Here is a 24,866-nt window from a genome sequence, read left to right as displayed (position 1 = left end):
CTCCTGCGCTTAGCCCACAACCAGGTTGAGCAGTTTACCCGGGACGTAAATCACTTTACGCACGGTTACACCCTCAAGATATTTCGCGACCAGGTGTTCCTGACCGGCGCGCTCGCGCACCTGTGCTTCAGTGGCATCAGCAGGCACGGTCACTTTACCGCGCACTTTGCCGTTAACCTGAACCACGACCAGACGAGAGTCTTCAACCATTGCCTGCTCGTCAGCCTGTGGCCACGGTGCGTTGTCCACATCGCCTTCACCGCCCAGCGACTGCCACATGTCGAAGCAAACGTGCGGGGTGAACGGATACAGCATGCGCACAACGGCCAGCAGCGCTTCGTTCAGCAGCGCACGATCCTGCTCGCCGTCCTGCGGAGCTTTTGCCAGTTTGTTCATCAGCTCCATGATGGCAGCGATGGCGGTGTTAAAGGTCTGACGGCGGCCGATATCGTCGGTCACTTTGGCAATCGTTTTATGCACGTCGCGGCGCAGCGCTTTCTGATCTTCGCTCAGGGCGGCAACGTCCAGCGCTGGTGCCCCGCCACGGTTGGTGTGTTCGTAGACCAGTTTCCAGACGCGTTTAAGGAAGCGGTTTGCCCCTTCTACGCCGGATTCTTGCCACTCAAGCGTCATATCCGCCGGGGAAGCAAACATCATAAACAGGCGTACGGTATCAGCACCATAGCGCTCAACCATCACCTGCGGGTCGATGCCGTTGTTTTTCGACTTCGACATTTTGCTCATGCCAGCATAGACCAGTTCACGGCCTTCTGCGTCACGGGCTTTGACGATGCGGCCTTTATCATCGCGCTCAACGATAGCGTCTACCGGAGAAACCCAGTTACGCTCACCGTTAACGCCGGTGTAATAGAAGGCGTCCGCCAGCACCATGCCCTGGCACAGCAGCTGTTTAGCCGGTTCGTCGGAGGTTACCATGCCCGCATCGCGCATCAGCTTGTGGAAGAAGCGGAAGTAGAGCAGGTGCATGATGGCGTGTTCAATCCCGCCGATGTAGATATCTACCGGCAGCCAGTAGTTAGCGGCTTTAGAGTCCAGCATGCCTTTGTCGTACTGCGGGCAGGTATAGCGCGCGTAGTACCAGGAGGATTCCATAAAGGTGTCGAAGGTGTCGGTTTCACGCAGCGCAGGCATCCCGTTTACGGTGGTTTTTGCCCACTCAGGATCGGCTTTAATTGGGCTGGTGATGCCGTCCATAACCACGTCTTCCGGCAGAATAACCGGCAGCTGATCTTCCGGGGTTGGCATCACGGTGCCGTCTTCCAGGGTAACCATTGGGATTGGTGCGCCCCAGTAACGCTGACGGGAAACGCCCCAGTCGCGCAGACGGAAGTTCACTTTACGCTCGCCCACGCCTTTAGCGGCCAGCTTATCGGCAATGGCGTTAAACGCCTGCTGGAAGTCCAGTCCGTCGAACTCGCCAGAGTTAAACAGCGCGCCTTTTTCGGTCATTGCGGAGGTGGAAAGATCCGGCTCGCTACCGTCGGCGTTCAGGATTACTGGTTTGATTTGCAGGCTGTATTTAGTGGCGAATTCCCAGTCGCGCTGATCGTGCCCCGGAACGGCCATCACGGCACCGGTGCCGTATTCCATCAGCACGAAGTTGGCCACCCAAACCGGAACGCTTTCACCGGTCAGTGGATGAATGGCGTTAATGCCGGTCGCGACGCCTTTCTTCTCCATGGTTGCCATGTCGGCTTCGGCCACTTTGGTGTTACGGCACTCTTCAATAAAGGCGGCAAGCTCTGGGTTGTTTATCGCAGCCTGCTGCGCCAGAGGGTGACCGGCGGCAACGGCCAGGTAGGTCACGCCCATAAAGGTATCAGGGCGGGTCGTGTAAACGGTCAGCTTCTCGGCGCTGTTTTCAACGTCGAAGGTGATTTCTACGCCTTCAGAGCGGCCAATCCAGTTGCGCTGCATGGTTTTGACCTGATCCGGCCAGTGATCCAGCGTATCCAGGTCGTTCAACAGTTCGTCAGCGTAGGCGGTGATTTTAATGAACCACTGCGGGATCTCTTTACGCTCAACCTTGGTATCGCAGCGCCAGCAGCAGCCGTCGATAACCTGCTCGTTAGCCAGTACGGTCTGGTCGTTCGGGCACCAGTTAACCGCGGAGGTTTTCTTATAAACCAGGCCTTTGTTATACAGCTGAGTAAAGAACTGCTGTTCCCAGCAGTAGTACTCAGGAGTGCACGTTGCCAGCTCACGGCTCCAGTCGTAGCCAAAGCCCAGCGTTTTCAGCTGGTTCTTCATGTAGTTGATGTTGTCGTAGGTCCACGGAGCAGGTGCGGTGTTGTTTTTTACCGCAGCCCCTTCCGCCGGCAGGCCGAACGCATCCCAGCCAATCGGCTGCAGGACATTTTTACCCAGCATGCGTTGATAGCGTGCGATAACGTCGCCGATGGTGTAGTTACGGACGTGGCCCATATGTAGTCGGCCGGAAGGATAGGGCAGCATTGAGAGGCAGTAGTATTTTTCTTTGCCTTCGTCTTCGGTCACTTCAAAAGTACGGTTCTCTTGCCAGTGTTGCTGGACGTTGGATTCTATCTCTTCCGGGCGGTATTGCTCTTGCATGGCAGCCAGTAGTCCTGTTAATGAAAGACAGCTACGAAAGTAGCCTTTAGTGATTTGAGTTCAGACAGGCATAGCATAGCCGATTAGACCGCGGCAAAACAGCCTTTCGACGCCCTCGGTGACCATTTCACTGTTCTAAGTAACTTGCAGTTTTTTACCCAGGGTGTGGTTAATCTAACAAAGCGTTGGCGGATTAACGTCTACTCTTAGAGTTAGTTACCACACCGCGAATGCAGGAATCCTTCAAGGAGGCAGGCTAACGATGAACAAGGTTGCTCAATTTTACCGGGAACTGATTGAGTCGCTGAGCGAGCGGCTGCGCAAGGGGGAGCGTGATATCGACTCGCTGGTTGCAAGCGCGCGCAAACAGATGAGCGATACCGGCGAACTGACCCGAACGGAGATAGAAGAGGTGACGCGGGCAGTGCGCCGCGATCTGGAGGAGTTTGCCCGCAGCTACGGTGAAAGCCATGAGGAATTTACCGATAGCGTCTTTATGCGGGTGATTAAAGAGAGCCTGTGGCAGGAGCTGGCGGACATTACCGATAAAACCCAGCTTGAGTGGCGTGAAGTCTTTAAAGATCTTAGCCACCACGGCGTATATCACAGCGGCGAGGTCGTTGGGCTGGGTAATCTGGTCTGCGAGAATTGCCATTATCACATTGCGATTTACACGCCAGAAGTGTTACCGGTTTGCCCGAAATGCGGCCATAATCAATTCCACAGGCGCCCATTCGAACCCTGAAAAAAAGGCCTTCTCACAGGAAGGCCTTTTTACTTTTCAGTGGGTTAGTGCAGGATCTTCGCCAGGAAGTCTTTGGCGCGCTCAGACTGCGGATTATTGAAGAAATCATCTTTGTTAGAGTCTTCTACAATTTTCCCCTCATCCATAAAGATCACACGGTTCGCCACTTTGCGGGCAAAGCCCATTTCATGGGTCACAACCATCATCGTCATACCTTCGTTTGCCAGCTCAACCATCACGTCCAGCACTTCGTTGATCATTTCCGGATCGAGCGCGGAGGTGGGTTCGTCGAACAGCATTGCAATAGGATCCATGCACAGGGCACGAGCAATGGCGACGCGCTGCTGCTGGCCGCCGGAGAGCTGGGCCGGATATTTATCGGCATGTGCGGAAAGCCCTACACGCTCCAGTAGCTTTAACCCTTTCGCACGGGAAGCCGCTTTATCGCGCTTCAGCACTTTGACCTGGGCAAGCGTCAGGTTTTCGATAATCGACAGGTGCGGGAACAGCTCAAAGTGCTGGAACACCATGCCAACGTGGGAGCGGAGCTGCGCCAGATTGGTTTTTTTATCATTCACCTGGGTGCCGTTTACCAGGATCTCGCCTTTTTGCACCGGCTCCAGGCCGTTAACGGTTTTGATGAGCGTGGACTTACCGGAGCCAGAAGGCCCACAAACCACCACCACTTCGCCTTTCTTCACTTCGGTTGAGCACTCGGTCAGCACCTGAAAGTGACCATACCATTTAGAAACATTTTTCAGGGTAATCATTAAACAGTCCTTTTCTTCAAGTAGCTGACCAACAGCGATGCGCTAAGGCTAATCACAAAATAAACCAGACCGGCAAACAGGATCATCTCGACCTGGGTTCCGTCGCGCTCACCGATGGTGGAAGCGGTACGGAAGAAGTCTGCCAGGCTTAAGACGTACACCAGCGAGGTATCCTGAAACAAAACGATGCCCTGGGTTAACAGCAGGGGCACCATCGCGCGGAAGGCCTGCGGCAGAATAATAAGTTTCATCGACTGCCACTGGGTCATGCCGAGCGCCAGGGCGGCATTTGACTGCCCTCTGGAAATACTCTGAATACCGGCGCGAATGATTTCTGAGTAGTAGGCGGCTTCAAACATAGAGAAGGCGACCATCGCGGAAATCAGGCGAATATCGGTCTTCGGCGACAGGCCAAGTACCGATTGCAGGAAACCCGGCACGACGAGGTAGAACCACAACAGCACCATCACCAGCGGCACGGAACGGAAAACGTTGACGTAGGCGGTAGCGAACCACGAAATCGGCTTGAAGCTCGACAGACGCATGACTGCCAGCAGCGTGCCCCAGACAATACCAATCACCACTGCGGTAACGGTGATTTTGAGCGTAATGACCAGCCCCTGCATTAAGTAAGGCAGGGCCGGTAAAATAGAACTCCAGTCAAGATCGAGCATTATTTGCCCCCCATATTGCCAGGCAGGCGAATTTTACGTTCAACTACGTACATCACGCCCATGATGACGGCGTTGATCAGGACATAGGCAAGGGTAATCGCCGTAAAGGATTCATAGGCGTGCGCCGAGTAATCCAGCAGCTTGCCTGCCTGTGCAGCCATATCCACCAGACCAATGGTTGAAGCGATGGCCGAGTTTTTCACCAGGTTCATCATTTCTGACGTCATTGGCGGCACGATGACGCGATAGGCGTTAGGCAGCAGCACATAGCGATAGGCCTGTGGCAGGGTTAGCCCCATAGCCAATGCTGCGTTTTTTTGCCCACGGGGCAGCGACTGAATCGCTGCACGAACCTGTTCGCAAACGCGAGCGGCGGTAAACAGCCCAAGGCAAATCATCGAGGAGAGGAAGAACTGAATATTGGGATCCAGCTCTGACTTAAACCACATACCGATGTTTTCCGGCAGCAGTTCAGGCACCACCAGATACCAGGTAAAGAATTGGACTATCAGGGGAACGTTGCGAAACAGTTCAACGTATAGCGTACCGAGTCCGGACAGGAATTTGTTAGGCACTGTACGCAAAATACCAAACAGAGACCCCACCAGAAAAGCAATGATCCATGCGGTAATTGACAGGGCGACCGTGACCTGGAAGCCATTCCAAATCCAGCCCAGATAGGTTGTGTTGCCGAACGGGGCGGGCTGTAAAAAAATTCCCCAGTTCCAGTCTATAGACATAACTTACTCCGAGATAAAAAAAAGAGGGTAGCGCTTGCTACCCTCGAAGATTGATGAGAAGCCGGTGCCTTTAAGCAGATCTTTGCCTGCGTTTTTGGGCACCTTCACGCCGGATGGGGAACGACCATCCGACGCATAGTCTGTCCTGGCTTCAGTTCGTCAATCGGGAGGGCGGATTTTTCCGGCCCCTGTGTTTCTAATTAGTTGAGAGCTTTGTCGTTTGGTTCCTTGAACAGCGCTTTCATTTCGTCAGAAAGATCGAAATTCATGTTGAGGTTCTTAGGCGGAATGGGCTGTTTAAACCATTTATCAAACCATTTAGCGGCTTCGCCGGAGGTTTGCGCCTTCGCGATGGTGTCATCCATCAGCTTTTTAAACTCTGGGTCGTCTTTACGCAGCATGCAGCCGTAAGCTTCCTGAGACTGTGGCTTGCCGAGGATCTCCCAGTTATCCGGCTGTTTTGCTTTCGCACGTTCACCGGCCAGCAGGGCGTCATCCATCATAAAGGCGACGGCACGGCCGCTTTCCAGCGTACGGAAGGAGTCACCGTGGTCTTTGGCACTGATGATGCGCATGCCCATTTTCTGCTCGTCGTTCAGCTTATTGAGCAGAATTTCGGAAGTGGTGCCTGAAGTGACGACAACGGTTTTACCTTTCAGGTCCGGGAAGTCCTTAATTGGACCGCCTTTTTTCACCAGCAGACGGGTGCCGACAACAAAGATAGTGTCGGAGAACGCGGCTTGTTTTTGACGCTCCAGGTTGTTGGTAGTGGATCCGCATTCAAAATCGAAGGTGCCGTTTTGCAGCAGCGGGATACGGTTCTGGGAAGTAATTGGGATCAGCTTCACCTGCAGGTCAGGTTTATTAAGCTGCTTCTTCACCGCGTCCACGATGGCGTTAGAATAATCCTGAGAGTAGCCAACCACTTTCTGTTGGTTGTCGTAGTAAGAGAAAGGTACAGATGATTCACGGTGGCCGACCACGATAACGCCGTTGGCTTTGATCTTATCCAGCGTTGATTGCTGAGGTTTTACATCTTCTGCATGAACCATTGTTGCGCTCATGCCGATTACCAGCATTGCCGTGGTCAGTTTACGTAATTGCATATCCAACTCCTTAATCTTAGTGCCAGAGGAGGCACCGGTATCCGATGTGAGTGTTGTGTTTTGTTGTTTTTTCATGCTGCAAAAAGCGCCAAGCAATGCTCATTTGTTAGCATCTAACCTAGCTGAATGTAAATAAATTGCTAAGAAGATGTTTGTTTTTGCGAGGCGTGCCGCACCGTTTAAAGGCAAAGATATGCCGATGCACTATAACGGTGCTTGCAATGTCTCTTTTTGGTGCATGCACTTTTCATTGCCCGATACGACCAGGCCACAGGGCGTCTTTGCGCCAGTTATTTGATTTTTACAGTTAATATCTAGCAAGTGGCGTGCCAGAAATGAAAAAGGCCAGCAAATTTGCCGGCCTTTTTATCAGAAGGGAACGTTACTTTTTATTACGGCTACGCAGGCTCATCACCAGGGCGCTAAAGCCAAATAACGCGGTAATGACCCACAGAGGCCAGAAGCCAAAGCGTGCATAAGGCGTTAGGCCAGTGGTTGGCGTGACTTTTGCCTCCAGCACTTCGCGGGTGAACTGCGGGATGATATTGGTGATATCACCCTCGGCGTTGACCACCGCGGTTACGCCGTTGTTGGTGCTGCGCAGCAGAGGGCGCCCCAGCTCCAGCGAACGCATACGCGCCATCTGCAGGTGCTGCCACGGGCCGATAGATTTACCGAACCAGGCATCGTTAGAGATAGTCAGCAGGAAGTCCGTATCCGGCCGGAAATTGTCCCGAACCTGTTCACCCAGGATTATCTCGTAGCAGATTGCTGCCGTCAGCTTGACGCCGTTTGAGAGCAGCTGCGGCTGAACATACGGCCCACGGCTGAACGATGACATGGGCAGATCGAAGAACGGTGCCAGCGGGCGCAGAATCGATTCAAGCGGGACAAACTCACCAAAGGGAACCAGATGGTTTTTGTTGTAGCGATTGCTGCTCGTGTAGCTGTAAGGGCTGCCTTCACCGAGGGTAATAATGGTGTTGTAGGTATCGTAGCGGTTCTGCTTGTTAAGGCGGGCGTCGACGATGCCGGTAATTAACGAGCTGTGCTTCGAACGCAGCAGATCGTCCATCATCGTCAGGAACTGCTGCTGATTGATTTCCAGATCGGAGATAGCCGATTCCGGCCAGATAATCAGCTGCGCCTTGCCCATCTCCGGCTGCGTTTTATCTAAATAGATTTTCAGCGTATCGAGCAGCTGGCTCTCATTCCATTTCAGCGACTGAGGAATGTTGCCTTGTACCATCGCCACGTCGACGGAGCGTTCCGCCTGCGGCTGGAACCACTGAATGCTGCGCAGTGGCCAGGGCAGGAGCAGCAACGCGGCTGATACCACGGCCGGCATCCACTTACGCGCCTGTAATGCATAAACCAGAAGGCCGCTGACGATCATTAACAGGAACGTAATGGCGTCGACCCCAAAAATCGGCGCGATGCCTTTTAGCGGGCCATCTATCTGGCTATAGCCAAACTGCAGCCACGGAAAACCGGTGAGTACCCAGCCGCGCAGGAACTCGGTAATTTGCCAGACGACCGGGGCGGCAATGGCCACACGCCACCATGTTGTTTTCGGCCACAGCTTACTGAGAATACCGGCAAACAGGCCGGTATAGAGCGACAGATAAGCGGCGAGCAGCACCACCAGGAATACGTTCACCGGGCCCGGCATACCGCCGAACTGCGCGATGCTGACATAGACCCAGTTAACGCCGCTGCCAAACAGTCCCAGTCCCCAGAAGAAGCCAATCCACGCGCTCTGCACCGGGCGGCGATTTAGCGTTAGCCCCTGTAAACCGGCAAGCGAGACAATGGCCGCAGGCCAGACATCATAGGGAGAAAAGGCCAGCGTTCCGCAGGCACCAAAGAAAAGCGCCAGCAGCAGGCGAGTGCGCTGGCGTTGAAGAAGTTGAGCTATAGCCATAGCTGAGTTATTCGTCCAGTTTAGGTTGCGGCGAGTCGTCCGGAATTCTGACATGAACCTGAATGATACGACGGCTATCGGCCATGGCGACTTTGAACTGGTAACCATCTATTTCAATGGTTTCGCCACGCGCGGGAAGATGCCCGAAGGCTTGCATCACCAGTCCGCCGATGGTGTCGACTTCTTCATCGCTAAAGTGGGTATCGAAGGTGTCGTTAAAGTCTTCAATAGAGGCCAGAGCGCGCACCGTCCAGGTATGACGGCTTAGCTGGCGGAAATCGCCATCTTCTTCATCATCGTATTCATCTTCGATTTCACCGACGATAAGCTCAAGAATATCTTCGATGGTCACGAGACCTGAGACACCGCCAAATTCATCAATCACAATCGCCATGTGATAGCGTTGCTGACGAAACTCTTTCAGCATGCGGTCAACGCGCTTGCTTTCAGGCACGACAACGACCTGACGTAACACTTTTTCCATGCTAAATGGCTCGGAATCGCTGCGCATAAACGGCAGCAGATCTTTCGCCATCAGAATCCCTTCGATGTGATCTTTGTCTTCGCTAATAACCGGGAAGCGGGAGTGAGCGGATTCGATAATGACATCGAGGCACTCGTCCAGCGTCTGGTTGTGCTTGAGCGTCACCATCTGCGAACGCGGGATCATGATGTCGCGGACGCGTTGGTCGGCGATATCCATTACCCCTTCGAGCATGTCGCGGGTGTCCTGGTCTATCAGAGAGTTTTGCTCAGAATCACGAATAAGCGTCAGCAGATCGTCACGGTTTTTCGGTTCACCGTGAAACAGCTGGTTGAGAATGAGGGAGAAGAATCCCTTTTTGGCTTCCGGCGTGTCACTATTCTGTGAATTGTCGTCGCTCATGGCGTTAGGTTTTAGGCCTCATATTAATCAAATACTAACAGGCAGCCTGATGGTGCGCTGCCTGCGCGTGGCGGCGGCAAAGGGAAAGCCCTGAGCCGACTACTCTTTCTCGGCAATGTACGGATCGGCATACCCAAGAGCAAGCATTATCTCTGTTTCCAGCGCTTCCATCTCTTCAGCCTCATCGTCTTCGATGTGGTCGTAACCAAGCAGATGCAGGCTACCGTGCACAACCATATGCGCCCAGTGCGCCTCCAGCGGCTTCTCCTGTTCTTTGGCCTCCTGCTCAACCACCTGACGGCAGATGATCAGGTCGCCAAGCAGCGGCAGCTCAATGCCCGGAGGCGCTTCAAACGGGAAAGAAAGCACGTTGGTGGGCTTATCTTTGCCGCGGTAGGTCAGGTTCAGATCGTGGCTTTCCGCCGTATCAACCAGGCGAACGGTCACCTCTGACTCTGGCTGAAACTGAGGAATAACCGCATCCAGCCAGCGCTGAATTTGTGTTTCATCCGGCAAGCCGCTTTCTGCTTCGCAGGCAACCTGTAAATCTAAAATAACCTGACTCATTTGCTCTCCTGAGCGCTGGCCTGCAGGGCAAGGGCTTCACGTTTACGCTCGGCGGCAAGCTCGTCTTTACGTTTTTGATCGGCGGTTTCCCAGGCCTCATAGGCGTTAACGATGCGTGCCACAACCGGGTGACGCACCACGTCTTCACTATTAAGGAAGTTAAAGCTGATTTCATCCACCTCGGACAACACGTCGATAGCATGACGTAAACCGGACTTCAGGTTGCGCGGCAGGTCTATCTGCGTCACGTCGCCGGTGATCACCGCTTTGGAGTTGAAGCCAATGCGGGTCAGGAACATTTTCATCTGCTCGGTGGTGGTGTTCTGGCTTTCATCGAGAATGACAAAGGCATCGTTCAGCGTACGGCCGCGCATGTAGGCAAGCGGCGCCACTTCGATAACGTTGCGCTCAATCAGCTTTTCAACTTTCTCGAAACCCAGCATTTCAAACAGCGCGTCGTAAAGCGGGCGCAGGTACGGGTCAACTTTCTGGCTCAAGTCCCCAGGCAGGAAGCCCAGCTTCTCACCCGCTTCAACGGCGGGGCGGGTCAGCAGAATACGGCGAATCTCCTGGCGCTCCAGCGCATCAACGGCGGCGGCTACGGCGAGGTAGGTTTTCCCTGTCCCCGCAGGCCCAATGCCGAAGGTAATGTCATGGTCGAGAATGTTCGCGATGTACTGCGCCTGGTTAGGCGTACGTGGTTTGATAACTCCACGCTTGGTCTTAATATTGATGGCCTTGCCGTAATCCGGCACGCTGTCTGCCGTTTGCTCCAGCACCCGGCTTTCTTTGATAGCCAGATGAATTTGTTCCGGGTCGATATCCTGGCTTTGGCCGCGCATTGGTGCGGTGTCTACGTACAGATGGCGCAGAATATCCGCAGCGGCGTTAACGGAAAGCTCACGACCGGTGAGCCTGAAGTGATTGTCACGGCGGTTGATTTCAATCCCTAGTCGGCGCTCCAGCTGTTTGATATTGTCATCAAAAGGGCCGCACAGACTAAGCAGACGGGCGTTATCCGCCGGTTCCAGCGTTAATTCACGTGTTTCGATATTCAAACTTATCCTCTGGGTCACTCGGGGCCAGTTAGAGTAAAACGGTCTCTCGTAGCCGAAAACACAGTCCCGGCTACAGGGAAATTATTTATCCCGCAGCGTGATGGCGCAAGCGTCACAATTGATATTTGGGTGATGTCTTCCGAATGCAAGTGCAAACACTGAGACAGCCTGCCGGGACGTGGAATTAGCTTTCCGGCAAGCTGTGGAGAGGATTAAGGCTGGTAAGTCCCTACCCCAATTTCATTCTCTTTGCGGGTACGAGCAATGACGGATGCCGGGGTTTCAGCAATACGCAGGCCCATTTCGCTTTCAGTGCGCACCAGCTCCGCCCGCAGGGAGTTAGTCAGGACTTCGGTGATTTCAACATCCACGAATTTCCCTACCATATCCGGTGTTCCTTCGAAGTTAACCACGCGGTTATTCTCGGTGCGGCCGGACAGCTGCATAATGCTTTTACGCGAAGTTCCCTCCACCAGAATGCGCTGCACGGTGCCCAGCATCTTACGACTCCAGTCCATTACCTGCTGGTTGATGCGATCCTGCAGAATATAAAGGCGCTGTTTCTTCTCTTCTTCCGGCACGTCGTCAACCATATCTGCGGCCGGGGTGCCCGGACGGGCAGAGAAGATAAAGCTGAAACTGGTATCAAAGTTAACGTCGGCAATCAGCTTCATGGTTTGCTCGAAGTCCTGGCTGGTTTCACCCGGGAAGCCCACAATGAAGTCGGAGCTAATCTGAATATCCGGGCGCGCAGCGCGCAGCTTACGGATAGTGGATTTATACTCCAGCGCGGTGTGCGTACGGCCCATCAGGTTAAGTACGCGGTCAGCGCCGCTCTGAATAGGCAGATGCAGGAAGCTCACCAGTTCAGGGGTATCACGATACACTTCGATAATGTCATCAGTGAATTCAATAGGGTGGCTGGTGGTAAAACGAATGCGGTCGATGCCGTCAATCGCCGCAACCAGACGCAGCAGTTCTGCAAAGGAGCAGATACCGCCGTCGTAGGACGCGCCGCGGTATGCGTTAACGTTCTGGCCGAGCAGGTTGACTTCACGGACGCCCTGTTCCGCCAGTTGGGCGATTTCAAACAGAATATCGTCACTTGGGCGGCTAACTTCTTCCCCACGGGTATATGGCACCACGCAGTAGGTGCAATATTTGTTGCAGCCTTCCATTATTGAAACGTAGGCGGTCGGGCCGTCGGCTTTTGGCTCTGGCAGGCGGTCAAATTTTTCAATTTCCGGGAAACTGACGTCAACCACCGGGCTGCGGGTGCCCCGAACCTGATTGATCATCTCCGGCAGGCGGTGCAGGGTTTGCGGACCAAACACGATGTCCACATAGTGCGCGCGCTGGCGAATTTTTTTCCCTTCCTGAGAAGCAACGCAGCCGCCGACGCCAATAATCACATCCGGACGTTTGGCTTTAATATGCTTCCAGCGCCCCAGCAGGTGAAACACCTTTTCCTGTGCTTTTTCGCGAATCGAACAAGTGTTTAGCAGCAGAACGTCCGCTTCATTCGCGTTATCGGTCAGCGTAAAGCCGTGGGTGCTGTCCAGCAGGTCTGCCATCTTGGATGAATCGTATTCGTTCATCTGGCAGCCCCAGGTTTTTATATGGAGTTTTTTTGTCATCGACTTGCCATTGCTCAAGGTGAAGTCAGGAATTAAGCCGGATAGTGTAATGCTTTGCTATGGATGTGACCAGCCTGGGAAAAGCCAGTAGAATTAGCAAAGATGAATGAAGGAAAGAGACTTATGGCAAATCAACCAATTGAAGTAGCCGTTGTTGGCGGTGGTATGGTCGGCGCGGCGGCCGCGCTGGGGCTGGCGCAGCACGGTTTTCGTGTGGCGGTGATTGAACATCATGCACCTGAGGCTTTTGTTCCTGGCAGCCAGCCGGATGTCCGCATTTCTGCCATCAGCAGCGCATCGGTTGGGCTGCTCAAGTCTCTTGGCATCTGGGACAAGGTTTTAGCTATGCGGGCGCACCCCTATCGCCGCCTGGAAACCTGGGAGTGGGAGAGTGCGCATGTCAGTTTTGATGCTGCGGAGCTGGGGCTGCCTGAGCTTGGTTTCATGGTGGAAAATAACGTGCTGCAGCGCGTACTTTGGGAAGCACTGGAAGCGCATCAGCACGTCACTTTGCGTTGCCCGGCCAGGCTGAAAAAAATTCATCCCCAGCCAACAGGCTGGATGCTTGAGTTTGACGAAGGCTGTACGCTTCACGCTGCAATGGTGATTGGCGCAGACGGCGCCAATTCTCAGGTGAGACAATGGGCAGGTATTGGGGTTCACGCCTGGCAATATCGTCAGGCCTGCATGCTGATTACCGTCAAATGTGAGTCTGAACCGGGCGACAGTACCTGGCAGCATTTTACGCCGACCGGGCCACATGCCTTCTTGCCGTTGTTTGATAACTGGGCTTCACTCGTCTGGTACGACACGCCGGCGCGCATCCGGCAGCTGCAGGGGATGTCGATGTCGCAGCTGCAAAAAGCAATTGCGGCAACCTTCCCTGAGCGACTGGGGGCGGTCACGCCGATCGCCAGCGGTGCTTTCCCTCTGACTCGCCGACATGCGTTGCAGTATGTTCAGCAGGGGTTAGCGCTGGTAGGTGATGCGGCGCATACTATCCATCCTTTGGCAGGGCAGGGGGTGAATCTCGGCTACCGGGATGCGGATGCTTTGCTTGACGTGATGGTCAATGCTCGCAGTCACGGTGAAGATTGGGCCAGTGCGACGATCCTGAAACGCTACCAGACGCGGCGTCAGGCGGATAACTTCCTGATGCAGAGCGGAATGGATCTATTCTATGCCGGGTTTAGTAATAACCTGGGGCCGCTGCGCGTGGTGCGTAATATTGGGCTGATGGCTGCGGAAAGAGCGGGCGGTCTGAAGCGTAAAGCGCTGAAATACGCATTAGGATTATAGCGAATAAGAGCAGGGCGGTTTACCGCTCTGTTAAACGAGGTGGAATGACAGAAAGCAAAAAGCCCGCTTGCGCGGGCTTTTTATTGTGTGGCTGGGGTACGAGGATTCGAACCTCGGAATGCTGGTATCAGAAACCAGAGCCTTACCGCTTGGCGATACCCCAACAGGGTGCGCTCACAAAGTGAACGACTTTTTAAATTGGCTGGGGTACGAGGATTCGAACCTCGGAATGCTGGTATCAGAAACCAGAGCCTTACCGCTTGGCGATACCCCAACAATTTTTAGGATTTACCGAACTTAATCAATAATTCCGTTGTATGGTGGCTACGACGGGATTCGAACCTGTGACCCCATCATTATGAGTGATGTGCTCTAACCAGCTGAGCTACGTAGCCATCTTTTTACGCGCTACCTTATCGGCGTTGCGGGGCGCATTATGCTGAGTTGGCTGTACAGCGTCAACTAGTTTTTTCCCGAAAACTCGCTCAGAATGTTCGTTTGAATGACTTGCGAACAGCTTGCTTGAAATATCGACAATAACGCATGTTTTTGTTTTTAATTCCGGTTAAAAACAGGGATAAAGCCTCAGCGATAATACAGAAACAACAACGGGCCCCTGGGCCCGTTGTTTTAAGCTAAATCAGGATTAATAGGCGGCCTGGTGCACGCCAACCGCACGTCCTGATGGATCGTTCATGGTTTTGAATGACTCATCCCATTCGATCGCTTTTGCGGAAGAACAGGCTACAGACGGGCCGCCAGGTACGCATTCTGCTGCGCTCTGCAGCGGGAACAGCTCTTCGAAGATTTCACGGTATAAATACGCCTCTTTCGAGCCCGGCGTGTTGTACGGGAAGCGGTAGGCTGCGGTGGCCAACTGCTGGTCGCTGATCTGCTCGGCGGCCACTTCCTTCAGCGTATCAATCCAGCTGTAGCCTACGCCGTCAGAGAACTGTTCTTTCTGGCGCCACGCCACGCTTGCCGGCAGGTAGGATTCGAAGCACTCACGCAGGACATGCTTCTCCATTTTGCCGTTGCCGCACATTTTATCCTGTGGGTTGATGCGCATTGCCACATCGAGGAATTTTTTATCCAGGAACGGCACGCGGGCTTCAACGCCCCAGGCGGACATTGCCTTGTTGGCGCGGGCACAGTCAAACATGTGCAGCGCCTGTAATTTGCGCACGGTTTCTTCATGCAGTTCTTTGGCGTCTGGCGCTTTGTGGAAGTACAGATAACCGCCGAATACCTCATCAGAACCTTCCCCGGACAACACCATTTTGATGCCCATCGCTTTGATTTTACGCGACATCAGGTACATCGGTGTCGAAGCGCGGATCGTTGTCACATCGTAAGTTTCGATGTGATAGATGACATCGCGGATCGCATCCAGACCTTCCTGCACGGTGAAGTGGATCTCGTGGTGAACCGTGCCCAGGTGGTTAGCCACTTCCTGCGCGGCCTTCAGATCCGGAGAGCCTTCCAGACCGACGGCGAAGGAGTGCAGCTGTGGCCACCAGGCTTCGCTGCGCTCTTCATCTTCTACGCGACGTGCCGCAAACTTTTTGGTGATCGCAGAGATAACCGAAGAGTCCAGGCCACCGGACAGCAGTACGCCATAAGGAACATCGGACATCAGGTGACTCTTAACGGCGTCTTCCAGCGCCTGGCGTAGGGCGTTTTTATCGGTTACGTTGTCTTTCACCTCTTCATAGCTGAACCAGTCGCGCTGATAGTAGCTGCGAATTTCGCCATCTTTGCTCCACAGATAACTGCCCGCCGGGAACTCTTTAATGGTGCGGCAAACCGGCACCAGCGCTTTCATTTCAGATGCAACATACAGGTTGCCGTGTTCGTCGTGGCCCATATACAGCGGGATGATGCCGATATGGTCGCGGCCAATCAGGTAAGCGTCTTTTTCGCTGTCGTAAAGAGCAAAGGCAAACATACCCTGTAGCTCATCAAGGAAGTCCGGGCCTTTTTCCTGATAGAGCGCCAGGATGACTTCACAGTCTGAGCCGGTCTGGAAGGTGTAGCGGTCGCCATATTCGGCGCGCAGTGCCTGATGGTTGTAGATTTCACCGTTTACCGCCAGCGCATGAGTTTTTTGCGTGTTGTACAGCGGCTGGGCTCCTGCGTTGACGTCAACAATGGACAGTCGCTCGTGGACAAGTATCGCTTTATCGCTGGCGTAAACACCTGACCAGTCCGGGCCACGGTGGCGCATCAGGCGTGATAATTCCAGCGCTTTTTTGCGCAATTCAACTGCATCGGTTTTGATATTCAGAACGCCAAAAATAGAACACATATAACTTCTCCGTACACTTGCCTGAGCGATTTAAGTTGTGGTGCTGCGTTGCCGATTTTTTGCGTTTGCTGCGGCTTTGCTGCGTTGCTTAGTAATGAAAATGCTCAATCGCTGAAGGGAATGCAAGGGTTTTAGCGTTCGACTAATAAATAGTGAGGTAGGGATTGCCGATCTCTGAAAAATGATGATGTTTTGGCCGTGAAAATTAGCGGATCGTCAATTTTTAACAATTATGGTTGAGGTTTGCTGCGTCTACGCGGCAATTCATTATCGATAAATAAAAATGCCAGCAGAGCGCCGGCATCATCTTCAGAAGATATCAATTTCCGCAACCGAAGGGTAAATCCAGCTCGGTCGGAACGGCATATCATCGACGTTGTTCAGGCTGGAGACGCCGGAGAGCACGAGAATGGTTTCGAGACCCGCCTGGAAGCCCGCGAGAATATCGGTTCGTAGGTTATCGCCAACGATGACCGTCTGCTCGGAATGCGCCTGCATTTTGTTGAGCGCCGCCCGGATAATCCACGGGCTCGGCTTACCCACATAGAAGGGCTCGCGGCCGGAAATTTTCTCAATACCCGCACACAGTGCGCCGCAGGCCGGGCTAAAACCGTGGCCGTGGCTGTCAGGGTTGGTGGCAATAAAGCGGGCGCCGTTTGCGACGAAGTAAGCTGCTTTATGCATCATTTCCCAGTTAAAGGAGCGGGTTTCACCGACGATGACAAAGTCAGGATTGATGTCGGTAATAGTAAATCCAGCTTTATAGAGCTCGTGAATCAGCGCGCCTTCACCGACGACGTAGGCTTTCTTACCTTCCTGGCGGCGCAGGAAATCGGCCGTCGCCATGGCGGAGGTGTAAAACACGCTCTCCGGCACGTCGATGCCCGCGGAGGCAAAGCGGTTGGCAAGATCCTGGCTGGTCTGGGAAGGGTAGTTGGTCAGCAGCACCAGCGGCATTTCTTTTTCAAGAATACGTGCCAGAAATTCATTAGCGCCCGGCACGGCGACGTTGTCGTGCATCAGCACGCCGTCGATATCACAAATTACGTTCTGGATGGTGGTCATTAACAACTCTGGCTCACGGAATGAAGTCGGTAACTATAGCGTAAAATGCTGCCTGGGCAGCATTAACTTTCCAGCAGATGCTGAAGCAAGACGCCGTTCAGCATTGAACGCTTAACCAGCGCAAACGCCCCAATGGCCGAACGGTCATCGAGCTTCGAACAGACGATAGGCAAGTTTTTACGGAAGGCATTCAATACCTGCGTATTAATGCAGCCTTCGATGGCCGGCAGCAGCACTTTTTCAGCTTCTATTATCTCACCGGCAAGCACGACTTTTTGCGGATTAAACAGGTTAATGGCGATGGAAATGGCTTTCCCCAGGTGGCGGCCAACGTGTTCCAGCACCTCACAGGCCAGCGCATCGCCTTTATTAGCCGCTTTGCAGATGGCCTGAATACTACAATCTTCCAGCGTCAGACGACTGTTGTAGCCTTGTTCCAGCAAATGGCGGACGCGTTTTTCAATGGCGGCATTCGCGGCGATGGTTTCCAGACAACCAAAGTTACCGCAGTGGCAGCGCTCGCCTAATGGATCTACCTGGATGTGGCCAATCTCACCGACGTTGCCGTTGCGGCCGATAAAAATCCGCCCGTTTGACAGGATGCCCGCCCCGGTGCCGCGGTGAACGCGCACTAAAATAGAGTCTTCGCAATCGTGAGTTGCACCGAAATAGTGCTCGGCCAGTGCCAGGCTGCGAATATCATGCCCGACAAAACAGGTCACCTTGAAGCGTTTTTCCAGGCTGTCGACCAGCGCCCAGTTATTGACGGCGATGTGCGGCATATAGCGGATCACGCCGCTTTCGGGGTCAACCAGCCCGGGCAAGATGACGGAAATAGCGATCAGTTCGCGGGTTTTACGCTGCCAGGTTTCGATAAAGTGGCTGATGGCGTTGAGCAGCGCATGCTCGAGCGTTTCCTGCGTGCGTTCCGGCAGCGGATAATGCTCTTCGGCGATGGATTTCGCGCTCAGGTCGAACAGGGTGATAGTGGCGTCGTGGCGCCCGAGGCGCACGCCGATGGCATGGAAGTTACGCGTTTCGGTGATAATAGAGATAGCGCGGCGGCCGCCGGTGGAGGCCTGCTGATCGACTTCTTTTATCAGGCCGCGCTCGATAAGCTGACGAGTAATTTTTGTGACGCTGGCGGGCGCAAGCTGGCTTTGTTCGGCAATCTGGATGCGCGAGATAGGACCGTGCTGATCAATCAGGCGATAAACCGCCGCGCTATTCAGCTGTTTTACCAGGTCAACGTTACCAATTTGGGCTTGTCCGCCAGTTGTCATGCTATTTACTCAGTTACGACCTCGTTACCATTAACGATGGTCTTGATAATTTTATAGTCGCGGGTAAACACGGTTAAGTTAGCCACTTTGCCGGCTTCGATTGTGCCCAGTTGTTTATCCACGCCCATTGCGCGAGCAGGGTAGAGTGTTGCCATGCGCAGAACTTCATCCAGCGCGATTGCTGCGTGCTCCACCAGGTTGCGAACGCCCTGAATCATGGTCAGCGCAGACCCGCTAAGGGTGCCGTTTTCATCAACGCACAGACCGTCACGGTAGTATATTGTTTTACCAGCAAAAATGAACCGATCGATGTTCGCGCCTGCAGGAGCAGTGGCGTCGGTGACCAGGCACAGTTTATCGCCCTTCACGCGTTTTGCGGTGCGAATGTTCGCATAATCCACATGCAGCCCATCTGCAATGATGCCACAGTAAACGTCGGCTTCATCGAAAATAGCGCCCGCAAGGCCTGGCTCACGGCCGGTAATATAAGGCATTGCGTTGAAAAGGTGAGTCGCAAAGGTGATTCCGGCACGGAAGCCGATTTTAGCTTCTTTCGCTGTCGCATTGGAGTGACCTGCGGAAACAATAATGCCTGCCGCGACCAGTTTCTGAATCACTTCCGGCTCAACCATCTCGGGTGCGAGCGTGATTTTGGTAATCACATCCGCATTTTGACACAGGAAATCAACAAGCTTTGCATCCGGTTTGCGTACAAAACCTGGGTTGTGTGTACCTTTCTTCACCATGTTGAGCCATGGGCCTTCAAGGTGTAAACCCAGTGCCTGATGATTGTATTTGGCCAGGTATTCACGCATAACTTTTACGCCCTGCATCATCAGCTCGTCGCTGGTGGTGATAAGCGTAGGCAGGTAGCTGGTGCAGCCTGAGCGTTCGTTCGCTTTCTGCATGATTTCCAGCGTTTCGACCGAAACGGCTTCTGCGGTGTCGTTAAACTGTACGCCGCCGCAGCCGTTTAATTGCACATCAATAAATCCGGGGGCAATGACGGCACCGCCCACATCACGTGTTTCCATACCTGCCGGCAGAGAGTCGGCAGGGCAGATACGCTCAATCAGGCCATCGGCAATGACTACCGCGTGGTCATCCAGAATTTCATGGCCGGTGTAAATCCGACCGTGGGTTAATGCATACATATCCTACCCCCGGTAATAACTAATGCTTAAAGACCTTTAATATTTTCAGCTTCCAGCTCGTTGAAATATTTCAACGTTTTCACTTTCAGCTCCATCGTGGACGGCTCATCACAAACGATAACCGCCTTCGGATGCAGCTGCAGGCAAGTGATTGTCCACATATGGTTGACGTTACCTTCAACGGCCGCCTGCAGCGCCAGCGCTTTCACACCGCCCAGTACCAGAATCATCACTTCTTCTGCGTCCAGCAGCGTACCCACGCCCACGGTCAGCGCATATTTTGGCACCTGAGTCACGTCGCCGCCGAAGAAGCGGGAGTTTGCCACGCGAGTGTCATGGGTAAGGGTTTTAATACGGGTACGGGACGCCAGGGAGGAAGCGGGTTCATTAAACGCGATATGACCGTCGTTGCCCACGCCGCCCATGAACAGGTGGATTTTGCCGTAGGAGCGGATTTTTTCTTCGTAACGGCGGCATTCTGCATCAACATCTTCGGCGTTGCCGTTCAGCAGGTTGATGTTTTCCGCTGGGATATCAACGTGATCAAAGAAGTTGCGGTGCATGAAAGTATAATAGCTTTCTGGGTGCTCTTTCGGCAGGCCGACATATTCGTCCATATTGAACGTTACGACGTTTTTAAAGCTAACCTGGCCTGCTTTATGCATCTCAACCAGAGCTTTGTAAGCTTCCAGCGGTGTACCGCCGGTTGGCAGACCCAGAACAAAAGGACGGTCCGCAGTTGGTTTGAATGCATTGATGCGATTTACAATATGGCGAGCTGCCCATTTGCCGACTTGTGCCGGGGTAGCCAGGGGAATCAGTCTCATCATTCACCTCGTAGTTTAAGAGTAAAAATAGGGTTAGCTGAATCGATCTCGATAAGCATAAGGGTAAACCACTTTTATACTGAACCGACAGGGATCAATCCGCTTTGATTTTTTGAATCATAAAATAAGTTTTCGGAGATAGCCAGTGAGAGGGGAGGGTTTAAGCGATATTTGGTGATAAATATCACAAAAAAGGTGCGTTTAATTTGCGGTACGAATTAATTTTTTTCACACTTCACCGTGTGATGTGAATCGTCGCCGTGTATTCAATGTAAGTAAGACAATAAAAACACTGCTTGAGCGAGCCTTAACGGGGTCTCATAGGGGGAATAAAGTGAGTATTCTAGGTTATCTACAGCGCGTGGGCCGGGCACTTATGGTGCCGGTGGCTACACTACCAGCAGCAGCAATATTAATGGGGGTTGGTTACTGGATTGACCCAGTCAGTTGGGGTGGAGATAACGCCTTTGCTGCACTGTTGATCAAATCCGGTTCCGCCATTATCGATCACATGTCCGTGCTGTTCGCCATCGGCGTCGCTTACGGTATGTCCAAAGACAAAGACGGTGCCGCTGCACTGACCGGCTTTGTTGGCTTCCTGGTTCTGACCACCCTCTGCTCACCGGCAGCGGTTGCGATGATCCAGAAAATTCCGGCGGACCAGGTTCCGGCGGCGTTTGGCAAAATTGAAAACCAGTTCGTCGGTATTCTGGTGGGTATCATTTCTGCAGAACTCTACAACCGCTTCAGCGGCGTTGAGCTGCCGAAAGCGCTGTCGTTCTTCAGCGGCCGTCGTCTGGTGCCTATCCTGACCTCCTTCGTGATGATTGCCGTTGCCTTCATCTTGATGTACGTCTGGCCGATGATCTTCGATGCTTTAGTTAACTTCGGTGAGCACATCCAAAAACTCGGTTCTGCCGGCGCAGGTATCTATGCCTTCTTCAACCGTCTGCTGATCCCGGTTGGTCTGCACCACGCCCTGAACTCCGTGTTCTGGTTTGACGTGGCCGGCATTAACGACATCCCTAACTTCCTGGGTGGCGCTCAGTCCATCGAAGCAGGTAAAGCGGTTGTCGGTATCACCGGTCGTTACCAGGCGGGCTTCTTCCCGATCATGATGTTCGGTCTGCCGGGTGCAGCGCTGGCCATCTACCACTGTGCACGTCCTGAAAATAAAGCGAAAGTTCTGGGTATCATGATGGCCGGTGCTTTCGCCGCGTTCTTCACCGGTATCACCGAGCCGCTGGAATTCTCCTTCATGTTCGTTGCGCCGGTACTGTACGTGATCCACGCCGTGCTGACCGGTATCTCCGTATTTATCGCGGCAAGCATGCACTGGATATCTGGTTTTGGCTTCAGCGCAGGTCTGGTGGATATGATGCTTTGGGTGCGTAACCCATTGGCAACCAAATGGTACATGCTGATCCCTCAGGGCCTGGTGTTCTTCGTTATTTATTACGTGGTGTTCCGTTTCACCATCACCAAATTCAACCTGCTGACCCCAGGCCGTGAACTGGCTGTCGCCGGTGACGAAGCTGATGGCCAGGACGTGAATGTGAGCGGCGATGCGAACCAGGACGTTTCAGGTCTGGCTCGTCAGTACATCTCTGCGGTAGGTGGCTCTGCCAACCTGACCGGTATTGATGCCTGTATCACTCGTCTGCGTCTGAGCGTGAAAGACTCTTCCGTAGTAAACGAAGCGCTGGCTAAACGTCTGGGTGCGACGGGCGTTATTCGCCTGAACAAAACCAGCGTGCAGATCATCGTTGGCTTTGCAGCAGAAAAAATTGCTAACGCAATGAAAACCGCGGGTACTGTCGAAGCAGCCGCGCCTGTTGCGGGTGCAGCCCCGGCCCCAGCCGCTAAACCACAGGCTGTACCAAATGCGACCAGTACGACTATTGCTGCCCTGGTTTCTCCGGTCACCGGTGAAGTGGTTGAGCTTGATCAGGTTCCTGACGAAGCGTTTGCCAGCAAAGCCGTAGGGGATGGCGTAGCCGTTAAGCCAACCGACAAAACCGTGGTTTCTCCTGCCGCCGGTACTATCGTGAAAATCTTCAACACCAACCACGCGTTCTGCCTTGAAACAGAAAAAGGCGCTGAAATTGTGGTTCACATGGGCATCGATACCGTTGCTCTGGGTGGTAAAGGGTTCACGCGTCTGGTGGAAGAGGGTGCGGAAGTGGTTGCAGGCCAGCCGGTTCTGGAAATGGATCTTGATTTCCTGAACGCCAACGCTCGCTCCATGATTAGCCCGGTTGTTTGCAGCAACATCGACGACTTCAGCGGTCTGGTTATCCAGGCGAAAGGTCAGGTGGTTGCCGGTCAAACGCCACTGTATGAGATTAAAGGCAAGTAATCGCTCCTGAGTAAGCATTTGTGCCTTAAGCGGCTGGCGTATATCGTCAGCCGCTTTTTTATTGCTTGTCGCCAGGCAAATATGGATAACCCTAATTTATGCAACTAAAGGTTGTTTCCCGAGGCCGCTTATTAGATCATGCACCGTTAACTAAGGTATACGCTTTGAGGAACCCGCGATGAGTGAGGCTGAAGCCCGCCCAACTAACTTTATTCGTCAGATTATTGATGAAGACCTGGCGAACGGTAAGCACACCAGTATTTGCACCCGTTTTCCGCCTGAGCCGAATGGCTATCTGCATATCGGCCACGCAAAGTCTATCTGCCTGAACTTTGGCATTGCCCAGGACTACCAGGGGCAGTGCAACCTGCGCTTCGATGACACAAACCCGGTAAAAGAAGACATCGAATACGTAGAGTCCATCAAACACGACGTTGAATGGCTGGGCTTCCACTGGTCCGGCAACGTGCGTTATTCGTCCGACTATTTTGATCAGCTGTTTAACTATGCCGTTGAGCTGATTAATAAAGGGCTGGCGTATGTTGATGAGCTGAGCCCGGAACAAATTCGTGAATACCGTGGCTCCCTGACTGCACCTGGCAAAAACAGCCCGTTCCGCGATCGTAGCGTTGAGGAAAACCTCGCGCTGTTCGAGAAAATGCGCAACGGTGAGTTCGCCGAAGGTACCGCCTGCCTGCGTGCTAAAATCGATATGGCCTCGCCGTTTATCGTCATGCGCGATCCGGTGCTGTACCGCATTAAGTTTGCCGACCACCACCAGACCGGCAGCAAGTGGTGCATCTACCCGATGTACGACTTCACCCACTGTATTTCTGATGCGCTGGAAGGCATTACGCACTCGCTGTGTACCCTGGAATTCCAGGATAACCGTCGTCTGTATGACTGGGTGCTGGATAACATTACTATTCCTGCACATCCGCGCCAGTACGAGTTTTCGCGCCTTAATCTCGAATACGCCATCATGTCCAAGCGTAAGCTTAACCTGCTGGTGACCGAGAAGATTGTTGAAGGCTGGGATGACCCGCGCATGCCGACTATCTCCGGCCTACGCCGCCGTGGTTACACCGCAGCTTCTATTCGCGAATTCTGTAAGCGCATTGGTGTGACCAAGCAAGACAACACCGTGGAAATGGCTTCTCTGGAATCCTGCATCCGTGACGATCTCAACGAGAATGCACCGCGTGCAATGGCCGTTCTGGATCCGGTAAAGGTAATTATCACTAACTACCCTGAGGGTGAGGAAGAGACGGTCACCATGCCGAATCACCCAAACAAACCTGAGATGGGCAGCCGTGAAGTGCCGTTCAGCCGAGAAGTCTATATCGATCGGGCTGACTTCCGCGAAGAAGCAAACAAGCAGTACAAGCGCCTGGTGCTGGGCAAAGAAGTTCGCCTGCGTAATGCGTATGTGATCAAAGCCGAGCGTGTTGAAAAAGATGCGGAAGGCAATATCACCGAACTGTACTGCACCTATGACCCGGAAACCCTGAGCAAGGACCCGGCAGACGGTCGCAAAGTTAAAGGCGTGATCCACTGGGTGAGCGCCGCACATGCGTTGCCGGTTGAAATCCGCCTGTATGACCGCCTGTTCAGCGTTGCAAACCCAGGTGCTGCGGAGGACTTCCTGTCGACCATCAACGCTGACTCTCTGGTTATTCGTCAGGGCTTCGTTGAGCCAAGCCTGCAGAACGCAGAAAAAGGTAAGGCTTATCAGTTCGAGCGTGAAGGTTACTTCTGCCTCGACAGCCGCTATGCGACGGCCGAAAAATTGGTGTTTAACCGCACCGTTGGCCTGCGTGATACCTGGGCTAAAATCGGCGAATAATTACTGTAGATAGCCTGATAAAAACG

19 protein-coding genes and 3 tRNA genes are annotated in these 24,866 nt (G+C 53.3%); 4 read left to right on the top strand and 18 right to left on the bottom strand.

Annotation, left to right across the window (positions count from 1 at the left end; translation table 11 throughout):
* Positions 1–9 precede the first annotated feature (9 nt).
* Complete coding sequence (gene leuS, locus VGM55_RS11160) at positions 10–2,592, bottom strand: leucine--tRNA ligase (RefSeq protein WP_331635478.1); 2,583 nt, start codon at positions 2,590–2,592, stop codon at positions 10–12.
* 262 nt (positions 2,593–2,854) lie between these two features.
* On the opposite strand from leuS, the gene VGM55_RS11155 reads away from it, so the two are divergent.
* On the top strand, positions 2,855–3,337 hold the full coding sequence (locus VGM55_RS11155; RefSeq protein WP_154185188.1) for a zinc ribbon-containing protein: 483 nt from the start codon (positions 2,855–2,857) through the stop codon (positions 3,335–3,337).
* Between the two features lie 44 nt (positions 3,338–3,381).
* On the opposite strand, the gene VGM55_RS11150 is transcribed toward VGM55_RS11155, so the two are convergent.
* The 9 genes from VGM55_RS11150 to miaB form a co-directional block, all read right to left on the bottom strand.
* Positions 3,382–4,107 carry an amino acid ABC transporter ATP-binding protein gene (locus tag VGM55_RS11150; RefSeq protein ID WP_038474702.1) on the bottom strand — a complete coding sequence of 242 codons (726 nt, stop codon included), beginning with the start codon at positions 4,105–4,107 and terminating at the stop codon, positions 3,382–3,384.
* Positions 4,107–4,781 (bottom strand): glutamate/aspartate ABC transporter permease GltK, encoded by a 675-nt coding sequence (gltK, locus tag VGM55_RS11145; protein WP_154185187.1) that lies wholly within the window; start codon positions 4,779–4,781, stop codon positions 4,107–4,109. The genes VGM55_RS11150 and gltK overlap by 1 nt, the downstream gene beginning before the upstream one ends.
* Positions 4,781–5,521 (bottom strand): amino acid ABC transporter permease, encoded by a 741-nt coding sequence (locus tag VGM55_RS11140; RefSeq protein WP_008456073.1) that lies wholly within the window; start codon positions 5,519–5,521, stop codon positions 4,781–4,783. Before VGM55_RS11140 ends, gltK begins: the two co-directional genes overlap by 1 nt.
* A 200-nt stretch (positions 5,522–5,721) precedes the next feature.
* Positions 5,722–6,627, bottom strand: coding sequence for an amino acid ABC transporter substrate-binding protein (locus VGM55_RS11135; RefSeq protein WP_331635477.1), 906 nt, complete (start codon positions 6,625–6,627; stop codon positions 5,722–5,724).
* Positions 6,628–7,009: 382 nt separating this feature from the next.
* Positions 7,010–8,551: an apolipoprotein N-acyltransferase gene (lnt, locus tag VGM55_RS11130; RefSeq protein ID WP_331635476.1), complete on the bottom strand. Its 1,542-nt coding sequence runs from the start codon at positions 8,549–8,551 to the stop codon at positions 7,010–7,012.
* 7 nt (positions 8,552–8,558) lie between these two features.
* Positions 8,559–9,437: a CNNM family magnesium/cobalt transport protein CorC gene (gene corC, locus VGM55_RS11125; protein ID WP_038474686.1), complete on the bottom strand. Its 879-nt coding sequence runs from the start codon at positions 9,435–9,437 to the stop codon at positions 8,559–8,561.
* Positions 9,438–9,536: 99 nt separating this feature from the next.
* Positions 9,537–10,004, bottom strand: a complete 468-nt coding sequence (gene ybeY, locus VGM55_RS11120) for an rRNA maturation RNase YbeY (protein ID WP_154185184.1) — start codon at positions 10,002–10,004, stop codon at positions 9,537–9,539.
* Positions 10,001–11,062, bottom strand: coding sequence for a PhoH family protein (locus VGM55_RS11115; protein ID WP_061277496.1), 1,062 nt, complete (start codon positions 11,060–11,062; stop codon positions 10,001–10,003). The genes ybeY and VGM55_RS11115 overlap by 4 nt, the downstream gene beginning before the upstream one ends.
* 212 nt (positions 11,063–11,274) lie before the next feature.
* Positions 11,275–12,699, bottom strand: coding sequence for a tRNA (N6-isopentenyl adenosine(37)-C2)-methylthiotransferase MiaB (miaB, locus tag VGM55_RS11110; RefSeq protein ID WP_331635475.1), 1,425 nt, complete (start codon positions 12,697–12,699; stop codon positions 11,275–11,277).
* A gap of 123 nt (positions 12,700–12,822) precedes the next feature.
* Between miaB and ubiF the strand changes: the two genes are divergently transcribed.
* Complete coding sequence (gene ubiF / locus VGM55_RS11105; RefSeq protein ID WP_331635474.1) at positions 12,823–13,998, top strand: 3-demethoxyubiquinol 3-hydroxylase; 1,176 nt, start codon at positions 12,823–12,825, stop codon at positions 13,996–13,998.
* A gap of 88 nt (positions 13,999–14,086) precedes the next feature.
* On the opposite strand, the gene VGM55_RS11100 is transcribed toward ubiF, so the two are convergent.
* The 8 genes from VGM55_RS11100 to nagB form a co-directional block, all read right to left on the bottom strand.
* Positions 14,087–14,161 (bottom strand) — tRNA-Gln (locus tag VGM55_RS11100).
* A 36-nt stretch (positions 14,162–14,197) separates the two neighbouring features.
* Positions 14,198–14,272: transfer RNA gene (locus VGM55_RS11095), tRNA-Gln, on the bottom strand.
* Between the two features lie 44 nt (positions 14,273–14,316).
* Positions 14,317–14,393, bottom strand: a tRNA-Met gene (locus tag VGM55_RS11090).
* Positions 14,394–14,644: 251 nt separating this feature from the next.
* Positions 14,645–16,306 carry an asparagine synthase B gene (asnB, locus tag VGM55_RS11085; protein ID WP_331635473.1) on the bottom strand — a complete coding sequence of 554 codons (1,662 nt, stop codon included), beginning with the start codon at positions 16,304–16,306 and terminating at the stop codon, positions 14,645–14,647.
* A 309-nt stretch (positions 16,307–16,615) separates the two neighbouring features.
* Positions 16,616–17,371 carry an HAD-IIA family hydrolase gene (locus VGM55_RS11080; RefSeq protein WP_008456091.1) on the bottom strand — a complete coding sequence of 252 codons (756 nt, stop codon included), beginning with the start codon at positions 17,369–17,371 and terminating at the stop codon, positions 16,616–16,618.
* A gap of 62 nt (positions 17,372–17,433) precedes the next feature.
* Positions 17,434–18,654, bottom strand: coding sequence for a DNA-binding transcriptional regulator NagC (gene nagC, locus VGM55_RS11075; RefSeq protein WP_331635472.1), 1,221 nt, complete (start codon positions 18,652–18,654; stop codon positions 17,434–17,436).
* A 5-nt stretch (positions 18,655–18,659) separates the two neighbouring features.
* Entirely contained in the window at positions 18,660–19,808 is a 1,149-nt protein-coding gene (nagA, locus tag VGM55_RS11070; RefSeq protein ID WP_154185179.1) for an N-acetylglucosamine-6-phosphate deacetylase, read from the bottom strand.
* Positions 19,809–19,834: 26 nt separating this feature from the next.
* Positions 19,835–20,635, bottom strand: coding sequence for a glucosamine-6-phosphate deaminase (gene nagB / locus VGM55_RS11065; RefSeq protein WP_008456097.1), 801 nt, complete (start codon positions 20,633–20,635; stop codon positions 19,835–19,837).
* 334 nt (positions 20,636–20,969) lie between these two features.
* On the opposite strand from nagB, the gene nagE reads away from it, so the two are divergent.
* Both nagE and glnS read left to right on the top strand, forming a co-directional pair.
* Positions 20,970–22,994 (top strand): N-acetylglucosamine-specific PTS transporter subunit IIBC, encoded by a 2,025-nt coding sequence (gene nagE, locus VGM55_RS11060; protein WP_331635471.1) that lies wholly within the window; start codon positions 20,970–20,972, stop codon positions 22,992–22,994.
* A 178-nt stretch (positions 22,995–23,172) separates the two neighbouring features.
* Positions 23,173–24,840 carry a glutamine--tRNA ligase gene (gene glnS, locus VGM55_RS11055; protein WP_331635470.1) on the top strand — a complete coding sequence of 556 codons (1,668 nt, stop codon included), beginning with the start codon at positions 23,173–23,175 and terminating at the stop codon, positions 24,838–24,840.
* Positions 24,841–24,866 lie beyond the last annotated feature (26 nt).

Source organism: Cedecea sp., assembly GCF_036500665.1.
GTDB lineage: Bacteria > Pseudomonadota > Gammaproteobacteria > Enterobacterales > Enterobacteriaceae > Cedecea.
The sequence above is the reverse complement of the archived record's forward strand: the minus strand, read 5'-3'. Positions and strand labels throughout refer to the sequence as shown.